This window comes from Streptomyces sp. NPDC006430 (assembly GCF_040612395.1).
Taxonomy (GTDB): domain Bacteria; phylum Actinomycetota; class Actinomycetes; order Streptomycetales; family Streptomycetaceae; genus Streptomyces.
On the sequence record NZ_JBEXQA010000004.1, the window covers coordinates 308,676 to 323,322 of the forward strand.

6 protein-coding genes are annotated in these 14,647 nt (G+C 69.4%); 4 read left to right on the plus strand and 2 right to left on the minus strand.

What is annotated here, in order from left to right; translation table 11 throughout:
- Window positions 1-62: 62 nt before the first annotated feature.
- Window positions 63-2,234 (plus strand): UvrD-helicase domain-containing protein, encoded by a 2,172-nt coding sequence (locus ABZZ20_RS09305; RefSeq protein WP_356868414.1) that lies wholly within the window; start codon window positions 63-65, stop codon window positions 2,232-2,234.
- 79 nt (window positions 2,235-2,313) lie between these two features.
- On the opposite strand, the gene ABZZ20_RS09310 is transcribed toward ABZZ20_RS09305, so the two are convergent.
- On the minus strand, window positions 2,314-8,397 hold the full coding sequence (locus ABZZ20_RS09310; RefSeq protein WP_356868416.1) for an AAA domain-containing protein: 6,084 nt from the start codon (window positions 8,395-8,397) through the stop codon (window positions 2,314-2,316).
- Between the two features lie 261 nt (window positions 8,398-8,658).
- Between ABZZ20_RS09310 and ABZZ20_RS09315 the strand changes: the two genes are divergently transcribed.
- The 3 genes from ABZZ20_RS09315 to ABZZ20_RS09325 all read left to right on the plus strand — a co-directional run bounded on the left by ABZZ20_RS09315 (window position 8,659) and on the right by ABZZ20_RS09325 (window position 12,443).
- On the plus strand, window positions 8,659-8,871 hold the full coding sequence (locus ABZZ20_RS09315) for a hypothetical protein (RefSeq protein ID WP_356868418.1): 213 nt from the start codon (window positions 8,659-8,661) through the stop codon (window positions 8,869-8,871).
- A gap of 113 nt (window positions 8,872-8,984) precedes the next feature.
- On the plus strand, window positions 8,985-9,689 hold the full coding sequence (locus ABZZ20_RS09320) for a hypothetical protein (RefSeq protein ID WP_356868420.1): 705 nt from the start codon (window positions 8,985-8,987) through the stop codon (window positions 9,687-9,689).
- Window positions 9,690-9,896: 207 nt separating this feature from the next.
- A complete protein-coding gene (locus ABZZ20_RS09325) occupies window positions 9,897-12,443 on the plus strand; it encodes a DUF262 domain-containing protein (RefSeq protein ID WP_356868422.1) in 2,547 nt (848 codons plus the stop codon).
- A 202-nt stretch (window positions 12,444-12,645) separates the two neighbouring features.
- Here ABZZ20_RS09325 and ABZZ20_RS09330 read toward each other — a convergent pair whose 3' ends face one another.
- Window positions 12,646-14,592, minus strand: coding sequence for a CCA tRNA nucleotidyltransferase (locus tag ABZZ20_RS09330; RefSeq protein WP_356868618.1), 1,947 nt, complete (start codon window positions 14,590-14,592; stop codon window positions 12,646-12,648).
- Window positions 14,593-14,647: the final 55 nt, after the last annotated feature.

A 14,647-nucleotide genomic window follows, 5' to 3' on the forward strand; every position in this document is an offset into this window, starting at 1 on the left:
TGCATCCCGTCAATCTCTAGGCTGGTGGCCGCCCACCGCCTGTCCGCGACCCGAGGACTCCCATGCCCCGTCTCGCCCTCTCCGACGACTTCGTCGCGGATCTGATCTCCCTGCAGAGACCCGTCCAGAAGGAGGTCAACGACGCGATCCAGATGTTCCGGAGCCTGACCGTGCCTCAGCTCCACGCCAGCAAGGGAATGCATCTGGAGAAGCTCGAGCGGGCACGCGACCCCCGAATCCGTACGATCCGGGTCACCAGGTTCTACCGGGGCGTGCTCCTCGCCCCGGACGACGGCAGTGAGTTGTTCACCCTCCTCAGGGTGGCACCCCACGACGAGGCGATCAACTGGGCCTGCAAACGCGCCTATTCGGTCAACGGCGCCACCGGAGGCCTGGAGGTTCGCAATGTCGAGGCACTTGAGCAGATGGAGACCTACTTCGAGACGAAAGCGGTCCAGACCCCGACGAGGCTCTTCGCGCACCACTCCGACACGGTGCTGCGCGACCTCGGCATCGACGAACAGGTCCTGCGACTGGCCCGCGTGTGCGTCACCACCGACGACCTGACGGTCATGGCGCCCCCCATGATGCCTGCCGACCAGTACGAGGTACTGGAATACCTGGCGGCCGACTACTCGCCGCAGGACGTCTGGGAGCAACTGATCGCCTCGCGCGGGCAGACGGTGCGCACGGCGGAGGACCGGCCGACCGTCACGCTCAGCGAGGCACTCCTCAACACGCCCGACCGCATCGTGGAGGTCACCGGCCCCGGTGAGCTGGAGCGGATCCTCACCGAGGACTTCATCCGCTGGCGCGTCTTCCTGCACCCAGCCCAGCGCCGGTACGCCTACCACCCGGGCTTCAACGGACCGGCTCAGGTGACGGGCGGCCCGGGCACCGGCAAGACGGTCGTCGCCCTGCATCGGGTACGGCACCTCCTGCGCACCGGATGCGAGGGCGATCGGATCCTGCTCACCACCTTCACCAACGCCATGGCGGCCGCCCTGCGCGACAGCCTTGCCCTCCTGCTCGGCGATGCGGACGCACATCTGCTCGACCGTCTCGACGTCACCACGGTGGACTCGCTGGCCGCCAGGGTCATCCGGGAAGCCAGGGGCAGCTCACCGAAACCGATATCGGCGGCAGCGGAGAAGAGCGCGTGGACCCGTGCCGCCGCGCGCGAGGATCTTCCCTGGTCGGAGCGGTTCCTGTCCCAGGAGTTCCGCAACGTCGTCCTGGCTCAGGATCTGCGGACGCCCGAGGAGTACCTGAGATGTGTGCGCAGGGGGCGCGGCACACAGGTGGGACGAGTGCAACGGGCCCGGCTGTGGCGGGTTATGGAACGGTTCGCGGGGGATCTGGCCTCGCGCGACTCCGCGACGTACACCATGGTGTGCGACCAGGCGGCCCGGATTCTGGGCGAGCAGGGGCCGCGCTACCGCCATGTCGTGGTGGACGAGGCACAGGATCTGCACCCGGCCCAGTGGCGGGTGCTGCGCGCCTGCGTGGCCGAGCAGGCGGATGACCTGTTCCTCGTCGGCGATCCCCATCAGCGCATCTACGACTCCCGGGTCTCGCTGCGGTCACTGGGCGTCAACGTGCGTGGACGGACGTCCCGGCTGCGCCTCAACTACCGCAGCACGGAGGAGATTCTGCGCTGGTCCGCGTCCCTCCTGGACGGTCAGCCGGTGGGCCGGCTCGGTGAGGACGACGAGGACGACGGCGGCCGTGACTCGCTCCGGGGCTACCGTTCCGAGCTGCACGGCCGCGTACCGGTGGCTCGCGGCCATGGCAACCAGGACGACGAACTGCGCGCGCTGGTGAAACAGATCCGCGCCTGGATCGACGAGGACGGTGTGAAGACGTCCGAAGTGGCGGTGTGCGCCAGGTTCAACACACTGGTCGATGCGGTCATCGCCCGCCTGCGCCGGGAGGGCGTCCCCGCGGTCGCGGTCAAGGACGATCCGGGGCCGACGGTGTCGGGTGTGCGCGTGGCGACGATGCACGCCATGAAGGGGCTGGAGTTCCGCTGTGTGGCCGTCGTCGGCGTGACGTCCAACGTACTGCCGTTCACTCCGCAGGTGACGCCGGCCGACGAGGACGTCGTGCAGCACCGTTCGGATCTTCTGGCCGAGCACTGTCTGCTGTTCGTGGCCTGCACCAGGGCGCGCGACGCGCTGACGATCTCCTGGAGCGGTGAGCGGAGCCACATGCTGGACCCGGTCACCGGCTGAGCCGCACCGGGACCTGTCCCGCGGCCGAAAGACGGCTTCGCAGGACAGGTCCCGTCTTGTCACGGTGCCGTGGTCGCGATCAAACGCGGATCTCCCGCACGACGACCGTGCGCGACCTGCCCTGGGAGGCGTCGTACGAGATCTCGCGCCCTGTCGGCTGCCAGGTCAGCGCGTGGCCGAGAGGAGAGGACGGAGACACGATCTCCGCCTCTTCCGTGGGTAGTTCGGCGATCACGTACAGAGTGTCCTCGTCCACCTGACCGTCGAACTCCAGGCGGAGGAGCGCGCCCGGGATCACGACGTCGGGGGCAGCCCCTTCCCGCCCGACGCTGACGGAGTCGAGGAAGGACCGCAAGAAGGCCAGGCGCCTGGTGCGCCGGTCGCGCTGCTCGGCCTGGGTCCTCCTGAGGAAGACCAACTGGGCCGCGTCCGCTCCTTCGGAGGTCTCGTAGGGAGCGTCGATCGCCGTCTGGAGCTGCTGCACCTCACGCACCAGCCGCTGGAAGGCTGCGGCGGGGATCTCCCGGACCGGCAGGGGACGCGGCGCGGTCGGTGTTGGCATCGCCGACCGCGCCGAGCTCTCGGACTGTACGACGTTCCCTGCCGAGTTGGTTGGCCGTGCTCCCGGCGATGCCTCGGGCGCCGTCGCCCCAGCCGCCCGCGTGGGAGCAGCCCCGCTGTCCGCGGCCATGGCTCGCGGCAGCGTCGCAGCAGGCGTCGCCCGTCGGGCCGGACCACTCAGGGACTCGCGGGAGTCCGGGGGCGCGGGCAGCGCCCCCGGAGCGGCCGCAGATTCGGTCGGCGCGTGCGCTCGCGCCCTGTCCCGGCTCCCCGCCTCATGGCTCGATGCTCCCCGCGGCTCGGACGGCCCGCCGCCACTAACCACAGCAGCCGCAGCCGCACCCGCACCCGCACCCGCCCAGGCCACATCACCGGACTCGGCCATGTCACCGTCGGCCGCCGCCTCACCGCCGGTCGCCGCGGTCGGATCCGCCCCGTCGGTCGCGGCATCGTCGGCGGCACCGGGGTCTTCCGGCTCCGGCCCGACCGGTTCGATGCCCAGCCGTTCCAGCTCGGCCCACAGCGGGGCCAGCGCCTGCTCGCGGTCCAGGTGGAAGCGACTGCCCCGGATCCGGACGAACGTCCAGTCGACGCGTTCCAGGTCGCGCTGTCTGGCGGCCGCGGTGGAGGCGTCCTCCCCCTCGGCGAAGGCGTCACCGTCGCAGGCGACCGCGAGGCGACGCGTTCCGCCCTCCACCACCAGGTCGATCGTGTGGCGGCCCACCTTGTATCCCGGACGGACCCGATGGCCCCGGGTCGTCAGTTCCAGGTACACCTGCTGCTGAAACAGGCTGTCGAAAGCTTCGTGTCGGACGTCGGGCAGGACCTCGCCCTCGACCGCGACGACGTCCTCCTCCGCGGGACGGGTGAGGTGATCGAGCCACCGCCGGCGCAGGTCGTTCTCGTGGAACTGTTCGGTCCGCGCGCTGTGGAACACCCACACCTGGTCCTGGGCGCGGGAGGCCGCCACGTTGATGCGCTGCTCGTAGGTCTTGCCGTTGAAGCCGCCCGGGACCGATCCGGCGGCCGTGGTAGCGGAGTTGACGAACGAGACGAACATGATGTGCCGCTCGTCGCCCTGGAAGTCCTCGGCATCGCCGACCCGGATGCGCCGCTCCTCGCGCTGCTCGTAGTCGAGGCGCTCGGCGAGCAGGTTCTCCAGCTCCGTCAGGTGCCCCTTGCTCGCGCGGAGGCTGATGACACCCATGGTCTTCCCGTCGTAGGCGGGGTCGGCGCAGCAGCGCACGATCGCGTCCACAAGGGCCTCGGCCTCGGCGATGTTGGCCAGCCGCGTGTTGGCGCCGACGGCTTCGCCCGTCTCGACGTATTGCGTGCGGACCGGGGGCAGCCTGTCAGCGCCGTACTGCCGCAGGGGCAGCAGGTCACGGTTGTAGCAAAGGTCGTTGGAGAAGGAGATGATCTCCGGCATGCACCGGAAGTGCTCCTTGAGCATGAGCGTGCCGCGGCCCGCCGAAAGGGCTTCCGTGAGGTCGAAGAAGCTGGACTCGGGGCCGAACAGGCTGCGGACGTCAGGTTCCAGCGCGGTGAGCAGGCGGTCCCTGAGGTGGAAGTACTCGTCCTGCTTGAGGCCCACGTTGGACGGACTGACCTGCTTGCTGTCGCCGACGACGACCATCCGGTCGGCGAGCCAGCTCAGCAGCATGGCCTCCAGGCCGGACTGGCTGGCCTCGTCGACGATGACGACGTCGAAGAGACCCGGCCGGTCCATGGGTACGGTCTCGGCGACCTGGTGCAGGGGCATGATCCAGGCCGGCACCGCCGTCTGTGCCTTGCGCAGGGCGGCCTGTGCGTCGCGCCGGTAGCGGTGCTGGTACTTGCCCTTGATGCGCCGTGCTGCCTGCTGGTAGGCGCTCAGTGCCCGGGACTGGTCACCGGTGAGCAGTCCGAGGCAGCGGTGCCAGGCGCGGGCAGCGGCGAGCCGCGCGAGCATGATGCGGGCCTCGTCGTCGGCCTCCGTCAGCCGTCGGCGCAGGGTTCGCTCGGCCTCGGGGTCGGTCAGCCGCTCCATGCGGTCGCGCCATGCGGACCAGGCCCAGGCCTCGGCGAGCGAGGGCAGCCGGGCGTCCCAGGCGCTGTCCTCGTGTGTGGTGGTGATCCGCTCGGCGAGGTCCGGGAACGCCTCGCGGACACGGGCGAGGGCCGCGTCCTGTTCGGCGCGCAGCCGGGCTGCCTCGCGCACCTCGGTCATCTCGTCGCTGAACACGCGGTAGCCGGCGGGGTCACGGTCGCGGACCGCGCCGAGTGCGCGCACGACGGCGGGCGACACACCGGGCCGGTCGCCCCAGGCGCGCAGCAGCTCCTCGGTGTCCGCGATGACCTTGCGCGCCGGTTCGGCCGCGCGCAGGGTGGTCGACGCGCGCAGCAGTGTGCGTACGGCGTTCTCGACGGACGGGTCCTGCCAGGTGGCGACCGCAAGTGCCGGGGACGTGGCCGCAGCGGTCAGGACGTCGGTGCGGGCGGCGGCGACGGCGAGCAGCTCATCGAGCACCTCCGCGTCCTGTCGCAGCCGCGCGAGGCGCGGTCCGTGTCCCTGCCAGGCGGCGACGGGCGTGCCCCACTCGGACTCCACCTGGGCCAGGCGCAGTTCCAGCTGGACGCGGGCCAGGATGACGGCCGAGGTCGGGACGTCCTCCGGCGCCCGGCCGTCGACCCGTACGTGCTCCACGAACGCGCCGGACGTCTTGGCCAGTTTGGAGCGCATGCCGAGGGGTCCGCGCAGCTTCTGTCCCTGGCAGAGGCCGTCGTGTAGTGCGGTGGCCTGGGCGAGCGCGGTGGCCGGGGCGTACTGTTCCAGGCCGCTGACCATGGCCGTGCCCAGGGTGGCGAGCGAGTTGTCGACGGCCGCCAGGGTTTCGGTGACGGCGGCCCGCTGGCTGCGTGCCTGCCAGTCCTGTCCCTCGGTCACCTGCCCCAGGAGCGTCGCGGCCCAGTCACCGGCCGAGACGGCGAGAGCCGCGGCGCGGGCGCGGGTGGTGGAGAAGACGTCGAGCACCGAGGACAGCCTCTGCTGTCCCCCCTCGCCGAGACTCCGCACGGCCGTGTCGTATTCGGAGCACAACGCGTCCTCGCGCGCGGCCGTGTGTGCTTGCTCGGCCGACCGTACGATGCGCACGGCCTCCTCGAAGTCGCCGGGTCCGGGGAGTTCGGAGGGACCGGGCACCTCTGCCGCGAGGGCCTGGTGGTGCGGGGTGTACGCGCGGGTGGTGTGCAGCAGGCGCAGGGGCTCGTCGGCGCTCAAGGCGGGTTGTTCCTGCGGGACAGGGCCGAGCCAGCCGTATCGTTCCGCCTCCGCGGTGAGGCGCTCGGCGATCTCCTGCAGGCTGCCGCTGTAGTCGCCGATCTCCACCTCGAAGCGGTGGGTCTCCTGTTCGCGCAGTACGGCGAGGTCGCGCAGCATGGCCTGCTGGGCGGCACGGGCCTGGGCGAGGCGTGTTTGGAGGGTCCGGATGCCCTTGGCGGAGGCCTTCTCGTCATAGCCCGCGTACTCACCGAGGATCCGCTGCACGGACGCCTCCAGCTCCCGCTGGGCGGCCGCGCCGTCCTCGGTGCGGCTCACACACAGGTCACGGACGGCCTCCGGCAGCTTGTCCCGCAGCACGCGCAGGGCGCGCGGGGTGTGGCTGGTGATGAGGACCCGCTTGCCCTGGGCGAGCAGGTCGGTGACCAGGTTGGCGATGGTGTGCGTCTTGCCGGTACCGGGCGGCCCCTGGACGACGACGAGCCGGTTGGCGCGCAGGCGCTCGGCTATCGTGCGCTGCTCCTCGTTGGCAGGCAGGGCGAAGTACATCTCGTCGCCACCCTGCGGCGTTCCGTCGTCCTCCGCCGCCGCGAGGTCCGCCGCGGTCAGCGCGCCGTCCCGGCCCGCGATGTAGCCGAGCAGTTCGGTGGGAGGCGTGCCCGCGTCGATCTGCCGGGCTATTGCCTTGAGAGCGTCCATGGTGGAGCGGCGGCTGCGCTCGCGCAGGACGAGTGCGGGAGTGAGTCCCACCTGGGGGACATCGAGGCTGCGCGGCTTGGCACGCTCGACGGTCGGCGCGTAACTTCCGGCGCTGTGAGCGGCGTTCACCCAGCTGCGCAGCGCGGTGTGTACGGCGTCGAGGTGTTCGGGATCGGTCACGTCCAAAGCGCCTTCCAGCACCTCGACGATCGTCTCGCGCACGGCGCCCGGCACGTGCTGGGCCCCTTCGAGCATGCCTTCTTCGAGTTCCAGGCCCGCGGCGGTGGGGTCGGGGGCGGCGGTGAGCGTGCCGGTGGACGGGTCGAGCCGGATGGTGGCCCGGTGCGTGATGAGGTGCCGCTCCACTCGCTGACCGGAGGTCGTCTGCCAGGTGAGCCGGCCCAGCCCGAGGACGAGTTCGTACGCCTCGCCGAGGCCCGCGGCGTCCTCGTGCATCTTGTGCAGCCGGTCGTACAGCCTGACCAGGGGGTCGATCGCGCGGCGCCGTTCCGCCCAGGCGAGCCATTCCTGTTCCCAGGCGGCGTACAGCTTCTCGATCTTCTCCCGCTGGGGGTGTTCGTCCAGCTCGTGGTAGGTCTTGTCGAGCGGGATGCCCCGGGACCAGTCGGGGAACTCGGGTTCGATACGCCGGCGCAGGTGCGGGGCGCGAGGCTCCTTGAAGTCACGGATACGGGTCTCGTCCACCCAGGGCGCGAGCAGAGCCTTCGGGTGTGGCGCGTCCTCGCGTTCGGGGCGGGCGACGGTCAGCCAGGCCGGGTCGTCCCCCGCGAGAGCGCCGTCGATCATCACCTCGACGCCGTCGTCGTCCGGCAGCTCGTCGAACCACACGGTGCCGGCCGCCCCGTCGAGCGTGCGCACAGGGCGCGTCTTGGACTCCTCGGCCTCGGCGAGGAACCGGAAGATCTGCCGGACCCGAGCCGCATCCAGATCGTCGGCGGAGACCTCCGGGACCAGTGACCGGGCGGTCTGACGCCCGGGGCCGGTCGGATGGGCCGGGACGACGTCGAGGACGGCCGGTGTGGCCGCTCGCTTCCCGCCCGCGGCCGAGACAGCGTGCCCGGCCCCGGTCACGGGCTCCGGGGCGTCATCCGGCTCCGCGAACAGCGACTGCTGCCGCTCACCGAACAGTACGGACTGATCGAACGCCATCGGTACGGGGCGCGCGCCGACCACCGCAGCGGCGGCCGACGCCGTGCTGAACGTGACGCTCCCCCGGTCGCGCGCGGGGAAGCGGACCTCGATGTCCAGGTCACCGGCGGTGCCGGCCGGAATACTGAAGGCCCAGGTGGCGGAGGCCCTGCGCCCCGTACGCAGGGTGCCCTTGAGTTCGTCGTCGAGCACGTCACTGCGGTAGTCCTGCACCTGACGGCCCGTCTTGCCGTACGGCCCTCCCCGCACCAGCAGGGTGACGCCGTCGAGGTCGAGTGGCCGCCCGGTGCCGTTGCTCAGGGACAGGGTGCAGCGGACCAGGTCGTCACCCTGCCGGTACCCGTGACTGTTCTCGGCGTCCGCAAGTGCGTAGGGCGCGACGTCGTCCACCCGCACATACAGGCCGTCGTCGTACTGGTAGACGGAACCGACCGGCCGCAGGCCTTCGCCCAGCCCGCGCTCATCCTGACTCACACGCCCACCCCACTGCTGCTGAGGGCCATCCGGTGACCCGTCCGCTCATCCCGCCCCGACCACCACGAGCCGATCACGAGGCGCCCCCCGGCGCGCGGACTCGAGTGTGAACTGAGCACACATTGCGAGCGTATCAGCAATACCGGACCTCAACTCCGCCGTGACCACATCCCGCACAAACCGCCGCCGCCGAGTGACCGGCGACGACGCCGACCGACGCCCCCTCGACACCTTCAAGCCCGACATCTTGCCATCACATCGATGTTGACTAAGTTCACACTGCGCGGCAGGCTGTCTCTCGACACCACGCCAGAGAAGCGCAATGGTTCCATGCACATGCAAGTGGCCAACGTATTGCCTCAGTTGGTGGCAGAGTGGCTCACCCGCAACACCGGCAACCATCCGCTCAGCAAGAGCGCGGTGGAGCAGCTGGTGGATCCTCGTCCGTCCCCGATCGCTTGGTCGAGGAAATGACGGGCGCGCATTCCAGAACCGACGTACCCACCCGCACCGTCGGGGTTGGCCGCAGACCTGGCCGTATATCGACGCCCCAGAGGCGCTCGCGATCCGAGAGGACCAGAACCCCGATGAGCAAGGTCGATGACGCCAAGAGCCTGCTACAACAGGCTCTCGACAAGGCGTTGGTCGCCCAGCAGCCGCTGGCGCGGAAGCACGTCGAGCGCCTGCGGCGAGTCCACCCGAGCGACACCCCACAGGAGTTGATCCGTCGGTTGGATCGTTACTACCTTGCCGGCGTCACCGCATCCGGAGGTGCATCCGGCGCGGCAGGGCTCGTACCCGGCGCCGGAATCCCGACGGCTCTGGCTGATGTCATGCTCTTCACCGAAGCGTCAGTGCTCTACACGCTGTCGCTGGCCGAGGTTCACGGCATGCACCATGACGACTTCGAGCGGCGCAAGCTCCTGGTCTTGACCGTCCTCCTCGGCGACGGAGCGGTGAAGACTCTGGACAAAGTCATCGGGCGCACTGGCCCCTACTGGGCACGGCGCATCGTCGGTGCGATCCCCATGAGCGCTATCAACCGGGCCAACAGCGTTCTGGGCCCGCGGTTCATCACCAAATACGGTACCAAGCAAGGGGTCCTGGTGCTGAGCAAACAGGTGCCACTGGGTATCGGTGCCGCGCTCGGCGCCGGCGGCAACCATGTCTTCGGGCGACTGACGATCAAGTCCGCACGTACCATTTTCGGGCAGCCCCCGTCGAGCTGGGCCGGCGGTGATCGTGGGGACGAGATGCCCTTCGGTCCTGGCCCGGGGGATTCGACTCCGTGACGTCGGTCTTCGGATGGATGCATCACGACGACCCGCTTCCCCCAAAGAGACGACGCAGCGCATCTCCAGTCGTTCGTCCCCGACTTCGCCGGACAGCGCGGCCCGAGAAGGCATAGATTCAACGACAACCGCCCCTGGCCGGTGCGACATCGGACGTGACGGGCTTGACCTCTGCACCCGTCAGGGCGCCGTCGGCAAAGGAGGCGCATGCGCGCCCAGGAGATCACCTTCCTGAAACTCGTCCAAGGGGACAAGCAGTTCCAGGTGCCGCTCTACCAGCGCACGTACAGCTGGGGCAGGGAGCAGCTTCAGCGGCTGTGGGAGGACATCGGCGAACTCGTCGATCAGCACCTGGCCGGCGAGCCGGCCGCGCCGCACTTCCTCGGGTCGGTGGTGCTCGCACCCGGTCAGATCCAGGCGGGCGGCGTGCAGAGATGGCTGGTGGTGGACGGACAACAGCGGTTGACCACGCTAATGCTGGCCTTCACCGCGCTGCGCGACCACCTGAAGGAGACGGGTGACGCCCGCGGGGTGGACCGGGTGCACCGCCAAGTACTGGTCAACGAGTTCCACGAGGGCATGGACCACTATCGGTTGCTGCCCACGCAGGCGGACCGGGACGCGTACACCGCCTGTGTCCAGTCCCGGGCGGAGGCCGGCGGGGGCGACAACATCGGGGCTGCCTACCGGTTCTTCCGCGGTGCGCTCACCCAGGGTCACGAGGCAGGCGACGAGCAGTGGACCGCCACGGTCGAGACCGTACTCAAGGACCTGCTCTCCATCGTGGAGATCACCGCCGAGCCTGGCGACAACGTGTACCGGATCTTCGAGTCGATCAACAACACGGGTGTCGGGCTCAGCCAGAGCGACCTGTTGCGCAATTACGTGTTCATGCTGCTGCCCAAGCGCGGCGAGCGGATCTACCAGGAACTGTGGCTGCCCATGCAGCAGAGCCTCGGGCCCAAGAACCTCGAACTCCTGGTCTGGCTCGACCTGGTGGTACGCGGCCACTACAAGACCAAGCAGAGTGAGATCTACCGCGAACAGCAGAAACGCCTCCAGCCGCTGGCCGGTGACGAGGACGCGCTGCAGCGCGAGATCGAACAACTTGTCGAGCGCGCGGGGAGGTTCCTACGCATCGTCGAACCCGCCCGCGAGCAATCCCCCGCCCTCCGCGCGATCCTGGAGCGTCTGACCTCCTGGGGCGGCCAGACGCATTACCCACTCGCGCTCCACCTGCTGGACCTTCTCGCGGTCGGAAGGACGACGCCCGACGATGCGGCTCAGGCGCTGGGCTACGTCGAGTCCTATCTGGTGCGGCGCCTGATCTGTCAGACGCCCACGAGCGGCCTCAACCGGATCTTCATGGAGGCACCGAAGGAGCTGGAGACCGATCGGCCGGCCGCCGAGGCGGTACGGCGGTTCCTGTCCGGTCGGCGCCGGCGTTGGCCGAGCGACGAGGAACTGCGCGAGGCGGTCCGCGCCAAACCGTTCTACTGGTCCGGACGCCCTCCACAACGCAGCTTCATCCTGCGCCGCCTGGAGGAGAGCTACCGCGCCTCCGAGCCCGTGGACTTCGCCAAGGCGTCCCTGAGTGTGGAGCACGTCCTGCCACAACGCCCCGCTCCCGCGTGGTTCGACCTGCTCGCCGAGGAGACGGAGCCGAACCAGACTCCGCAGGAGCTGCACGACCTGCTGGTGCACACGCTCGGCAACCTGACGCTGACCGGTGACAACGCCAAGCTTTCCAACCACCCCTTCGAGCGCAAGCAGCAGATCCTCGACTGCAGTGCTCTGCGTATGAATCTTGAGATCGCCTCGGCACAGCGCTGGGGCAAGGCGCAGATCCTGGAACGTGCCGACCGTCTGGCCGACCGCGCCGTGGGACTGTGGCCCGGTCCGATCGGCGGGGTCAAGCCGACCGGTGAGGAAGCATCGGGCTGGGCCGAGCTACGGGCCGCTCTGGTGGCGATGCCGAGCGGCACCTGGACGACGTACGGCGATCTCGCCGAGCTGATCGGCAGCCACCCGGTGCCCGTCGGAACCTACCTGGGCGCCAACACGAGCGTGATCGGCGCATACCGGGTACTCACCGTCGAGGGCAAGATCTCCACGTCGTTCCGCTGGGCGGACGGCAGTGACCGGCCGCCGCCGCAGGAGCTGCTGGCGAGCGAGGGAGTACGCTTCGACTCCCTCGGGCGAGCCCACGCTTCCCAGCGCCTGTCGGCCGCTGAACTGGCCACCCTGCTGGGCAGGGACGTGGCGCAGCCCGTCGCGCACGACCCGCTCCCCGAAGGGGAGGACACGGAGGCGGCCGAGCGCTTCCGCGCGCAGTTGCGGCAGAACTGGCCCGACGCATACGCCGGAATCATGGCGGCCCTCGACTTCTGGCGCCGCCAGGGCGGCCACGTGACCTACGGCCGGCACGAGGAGACGAGCTGCTTCCCCATGCTGGACCTCGGGACCAGCCGTCGGCCGCACCTGATGTGGCCGGTCGGGATCTATCCCGTCAGCGGGACGGTCGAAGTGGTCTTCCAGTACCTGAAGACCCGCAGCCCTTTCGACGACACGGGGCAGCGCCGGGAGCTCCTGAACCGCCTCAACAAGATCGACGGAATCGACCTCCCCGAGGCGAAACTGGAGCTGCGCCCGTCCTTCCCGCTCGGGGTCTTCGCGGAGCACGGTGACGAGATCTGCGAGGTGCTGGATTGGTTCGTCGGGGTGGCGGCGCTGGATCTGGCGCGGAGGGTCTGAATGCGCGTCGGAACTTCTGAACGGAGACATCGCCCGTGCGGTTGCTGAACGACCTCACGCTGGTCCGGGTCGACGGAAGGGGCATCGAGAAGAGCGGAGCGACATGTTCCGGAGAAATGTCCAGAGCGAGCGCCCTCGAAATCCACAGGCTCGGAGTCCGGCCGAGTTCGGGCCTCCGCGTCGGCGGGCACGCCGGCTCGAGTCAACGGTCCCGCCGGGCTCGCCATTCCAGGAGAGCGTCCCTCGCCTCCTCGAAGTTCATGGGCCCGTTCTCGATGTGGAGATCCCGCATGTATGCATAGGCTCTTCCCAGCTCGGGCCCGGGACGGATGCCGAGAATCTCCATGATCTGGTGGCCGTCGAGGTCCGGGCGAGCGGACTCCCGTTCGTCCTCGACCGCCAGGCGCCCGATGCGCGCTTCCAGGGAGTCGTAGGCGCGTGCGAGTGCTTGCGCCTTGCGTCGGTTTTGCGTGGTGCAGTCGGCGCGGGTGAGTTTGTGCAGCTGGTCGAGCAGTGGGCCGGCGTCGCGAACGTATCGACGCACAGCCGGATCGGTCCACCTGTCGTCGACATAGCCATGGAACCGGAGATGCAGTTCCACCAACCGGGCGACATCATCGCTCAGTTGCCCCTGATATGTCAGGGCACGTAGACGTTGGCGGGCCATCTTGCTGCCCACTACCTCGTGGTGGTGGAAGGAGACACGACCGTCCCGGTCGGTCCGGCGTGTACGTGGCGTACCGATGTCGTGCAGCAACGCCGCCCACCGCAGTGTCAGGTCGGGCCCGTCTGTCTCCAGGGCGATGGCCTGGTCCAGGACCTTCAGTGTGTGCTCGTAGATGTCCTTGTGGCGGTGGTGTTCGGCGCTTTCGAACCGCAGGGCGGGCAGTTCCGGAAGGATGTGTTGGGCAAGTCGCGTGTCGACCAGCAGGCGCAGACCGGCGCTGGGGCGGGCTGCGAGCATCATGCCGGTGAGCTCCTCCCGCACGTGCTCGGCGGAGACCTCGGTGACCCGTCTTGCCATCGTGTGCATCGCACTCTTCAGCTCCGGTACCGGTTCGAAGCCGAGTTGGGCGGCGCAGCGAACCACTCGAAGCATCAGCCGTGGATCGTCGGTGATCGACACCGTAGGTGTGCGCGGCGTGCGCAACACGCATCGCTCCAGGTCCTCAAGTCCGCCGAAGGGGTCTGTCAGAGTCGCGCGCGACAGCCCGAGGGCCATGGCGTCGACCGTGAAGTCACTGCGCAGCAGGTATGCCTTCAACGCCTTTTCCGGTTCCTCCGCCCTCCATCGGGAGGCACGATCCTGCGACGGCGCCGGACGTGCGCTGATGCGCATGGTGTAGCTGTGGGCGCCCGCCTTCTTGCGGAGGCTCACGACACCGGACGTGCCGGCTCGGTGCAGCCGGACCTCGTCTCCCGAGCCGTGGACGATCAGTCGCACCTGCCGCAGGCCGGCGTCCGTGACGAAATCGAGTTCGCGTCCGACGCCGCCCACCAACGCCTGACGGACTGAGGCGCCGACCAGCATGAGGCTCGACCCTGCGGCCGTGAATCGATGCAGGAGATCGTCGACGACCGGCGGGAGCCCTGCCCGTGCCGCCTTCACCCGGGGATCGACAGGCCGATCGGGTGCGGCCTCGGCCGCCTCGTGCGAGGGGGAAACAGTGGCCGTCGGCTGCTCTTCCCAGCCGGGCAACTCGCCACGTTCGGTCGCCCGTCGCCGTGGCCGAGGCACCGGCGCCCCGGTTCCCCCGTGCTGCGGCGCTGCTGTCCGGCCTGTGGCTGCCGCCGCCTCCGACGCGACCGGTTTACGCGGCGTCGCCAGGTCTTTTGCACCCTTCAGGCGCAGGACGTCGCCCCCCGGAGCCGCTTCGAGCGACGGCGTTACGAGTCCCTGGTCGCTGAGGCTGCACCGTCCAAGGGTCGTCCACTCGACCTTGTGTTCAGGCGACTGTGTACCGATCGACACCTCACGCGTGCCCTCACGGGTCTCGCACCTGAAGCGCAGTGCGTATCCGGCAGCCTGTACCTCGTAGGGGGAGAGTTCGCTCTCCGGGCCGTACGTGCGCATCGTCGAGTACTTGCCGGACGCGGCTTCGAGTCTCCTTCTGTCGTCCTTCCACTCGGAGAAGGAGCGGCGGACCATCTGTACGTGCAGGAGGCGGCGCCTCCCCTTCGGGCCGAACCGGATCTCGATCGAG

Coding starts and splice junctions, on each gene's coding strand:
- ABZZ20_RS09305 (WP_356868414.1), top strand. CDS start 63: ATGCCCCGTCTCGCCCTCTCCGACGACTTCGTCGCGGATCTGATCTCC.
- ABZZ20_RS09315 (WP_356868418.1), top strand. CDS start 8,659: ATGTTGACTAAGTTCACACTGCGCGGCAGGCTGTCTCTCGACACCACG.
- ABZZ20_RS09320 (WP_356868420.1), top strand. CDS start 8,985: ATGAGCAAGGTCGATGACGCCAAGAGCCTGCTACAACAGGCTCTCGAC.
- ABZZ20_RS09325 (WP_356868422.1), top strand. CDS start 9,897: ATGCGCGCCCAGGAGATCACCTTCCTGAAACTCGTCCAAGGGGACAAG.
- ABZZ20_RS09330 (WP_356868618.1), bottom strand. CDS start 14,592: ATGGTCCGCCGCTCCTTCTCCGAGTGGAAGGACGACAGAAGGAGACTC.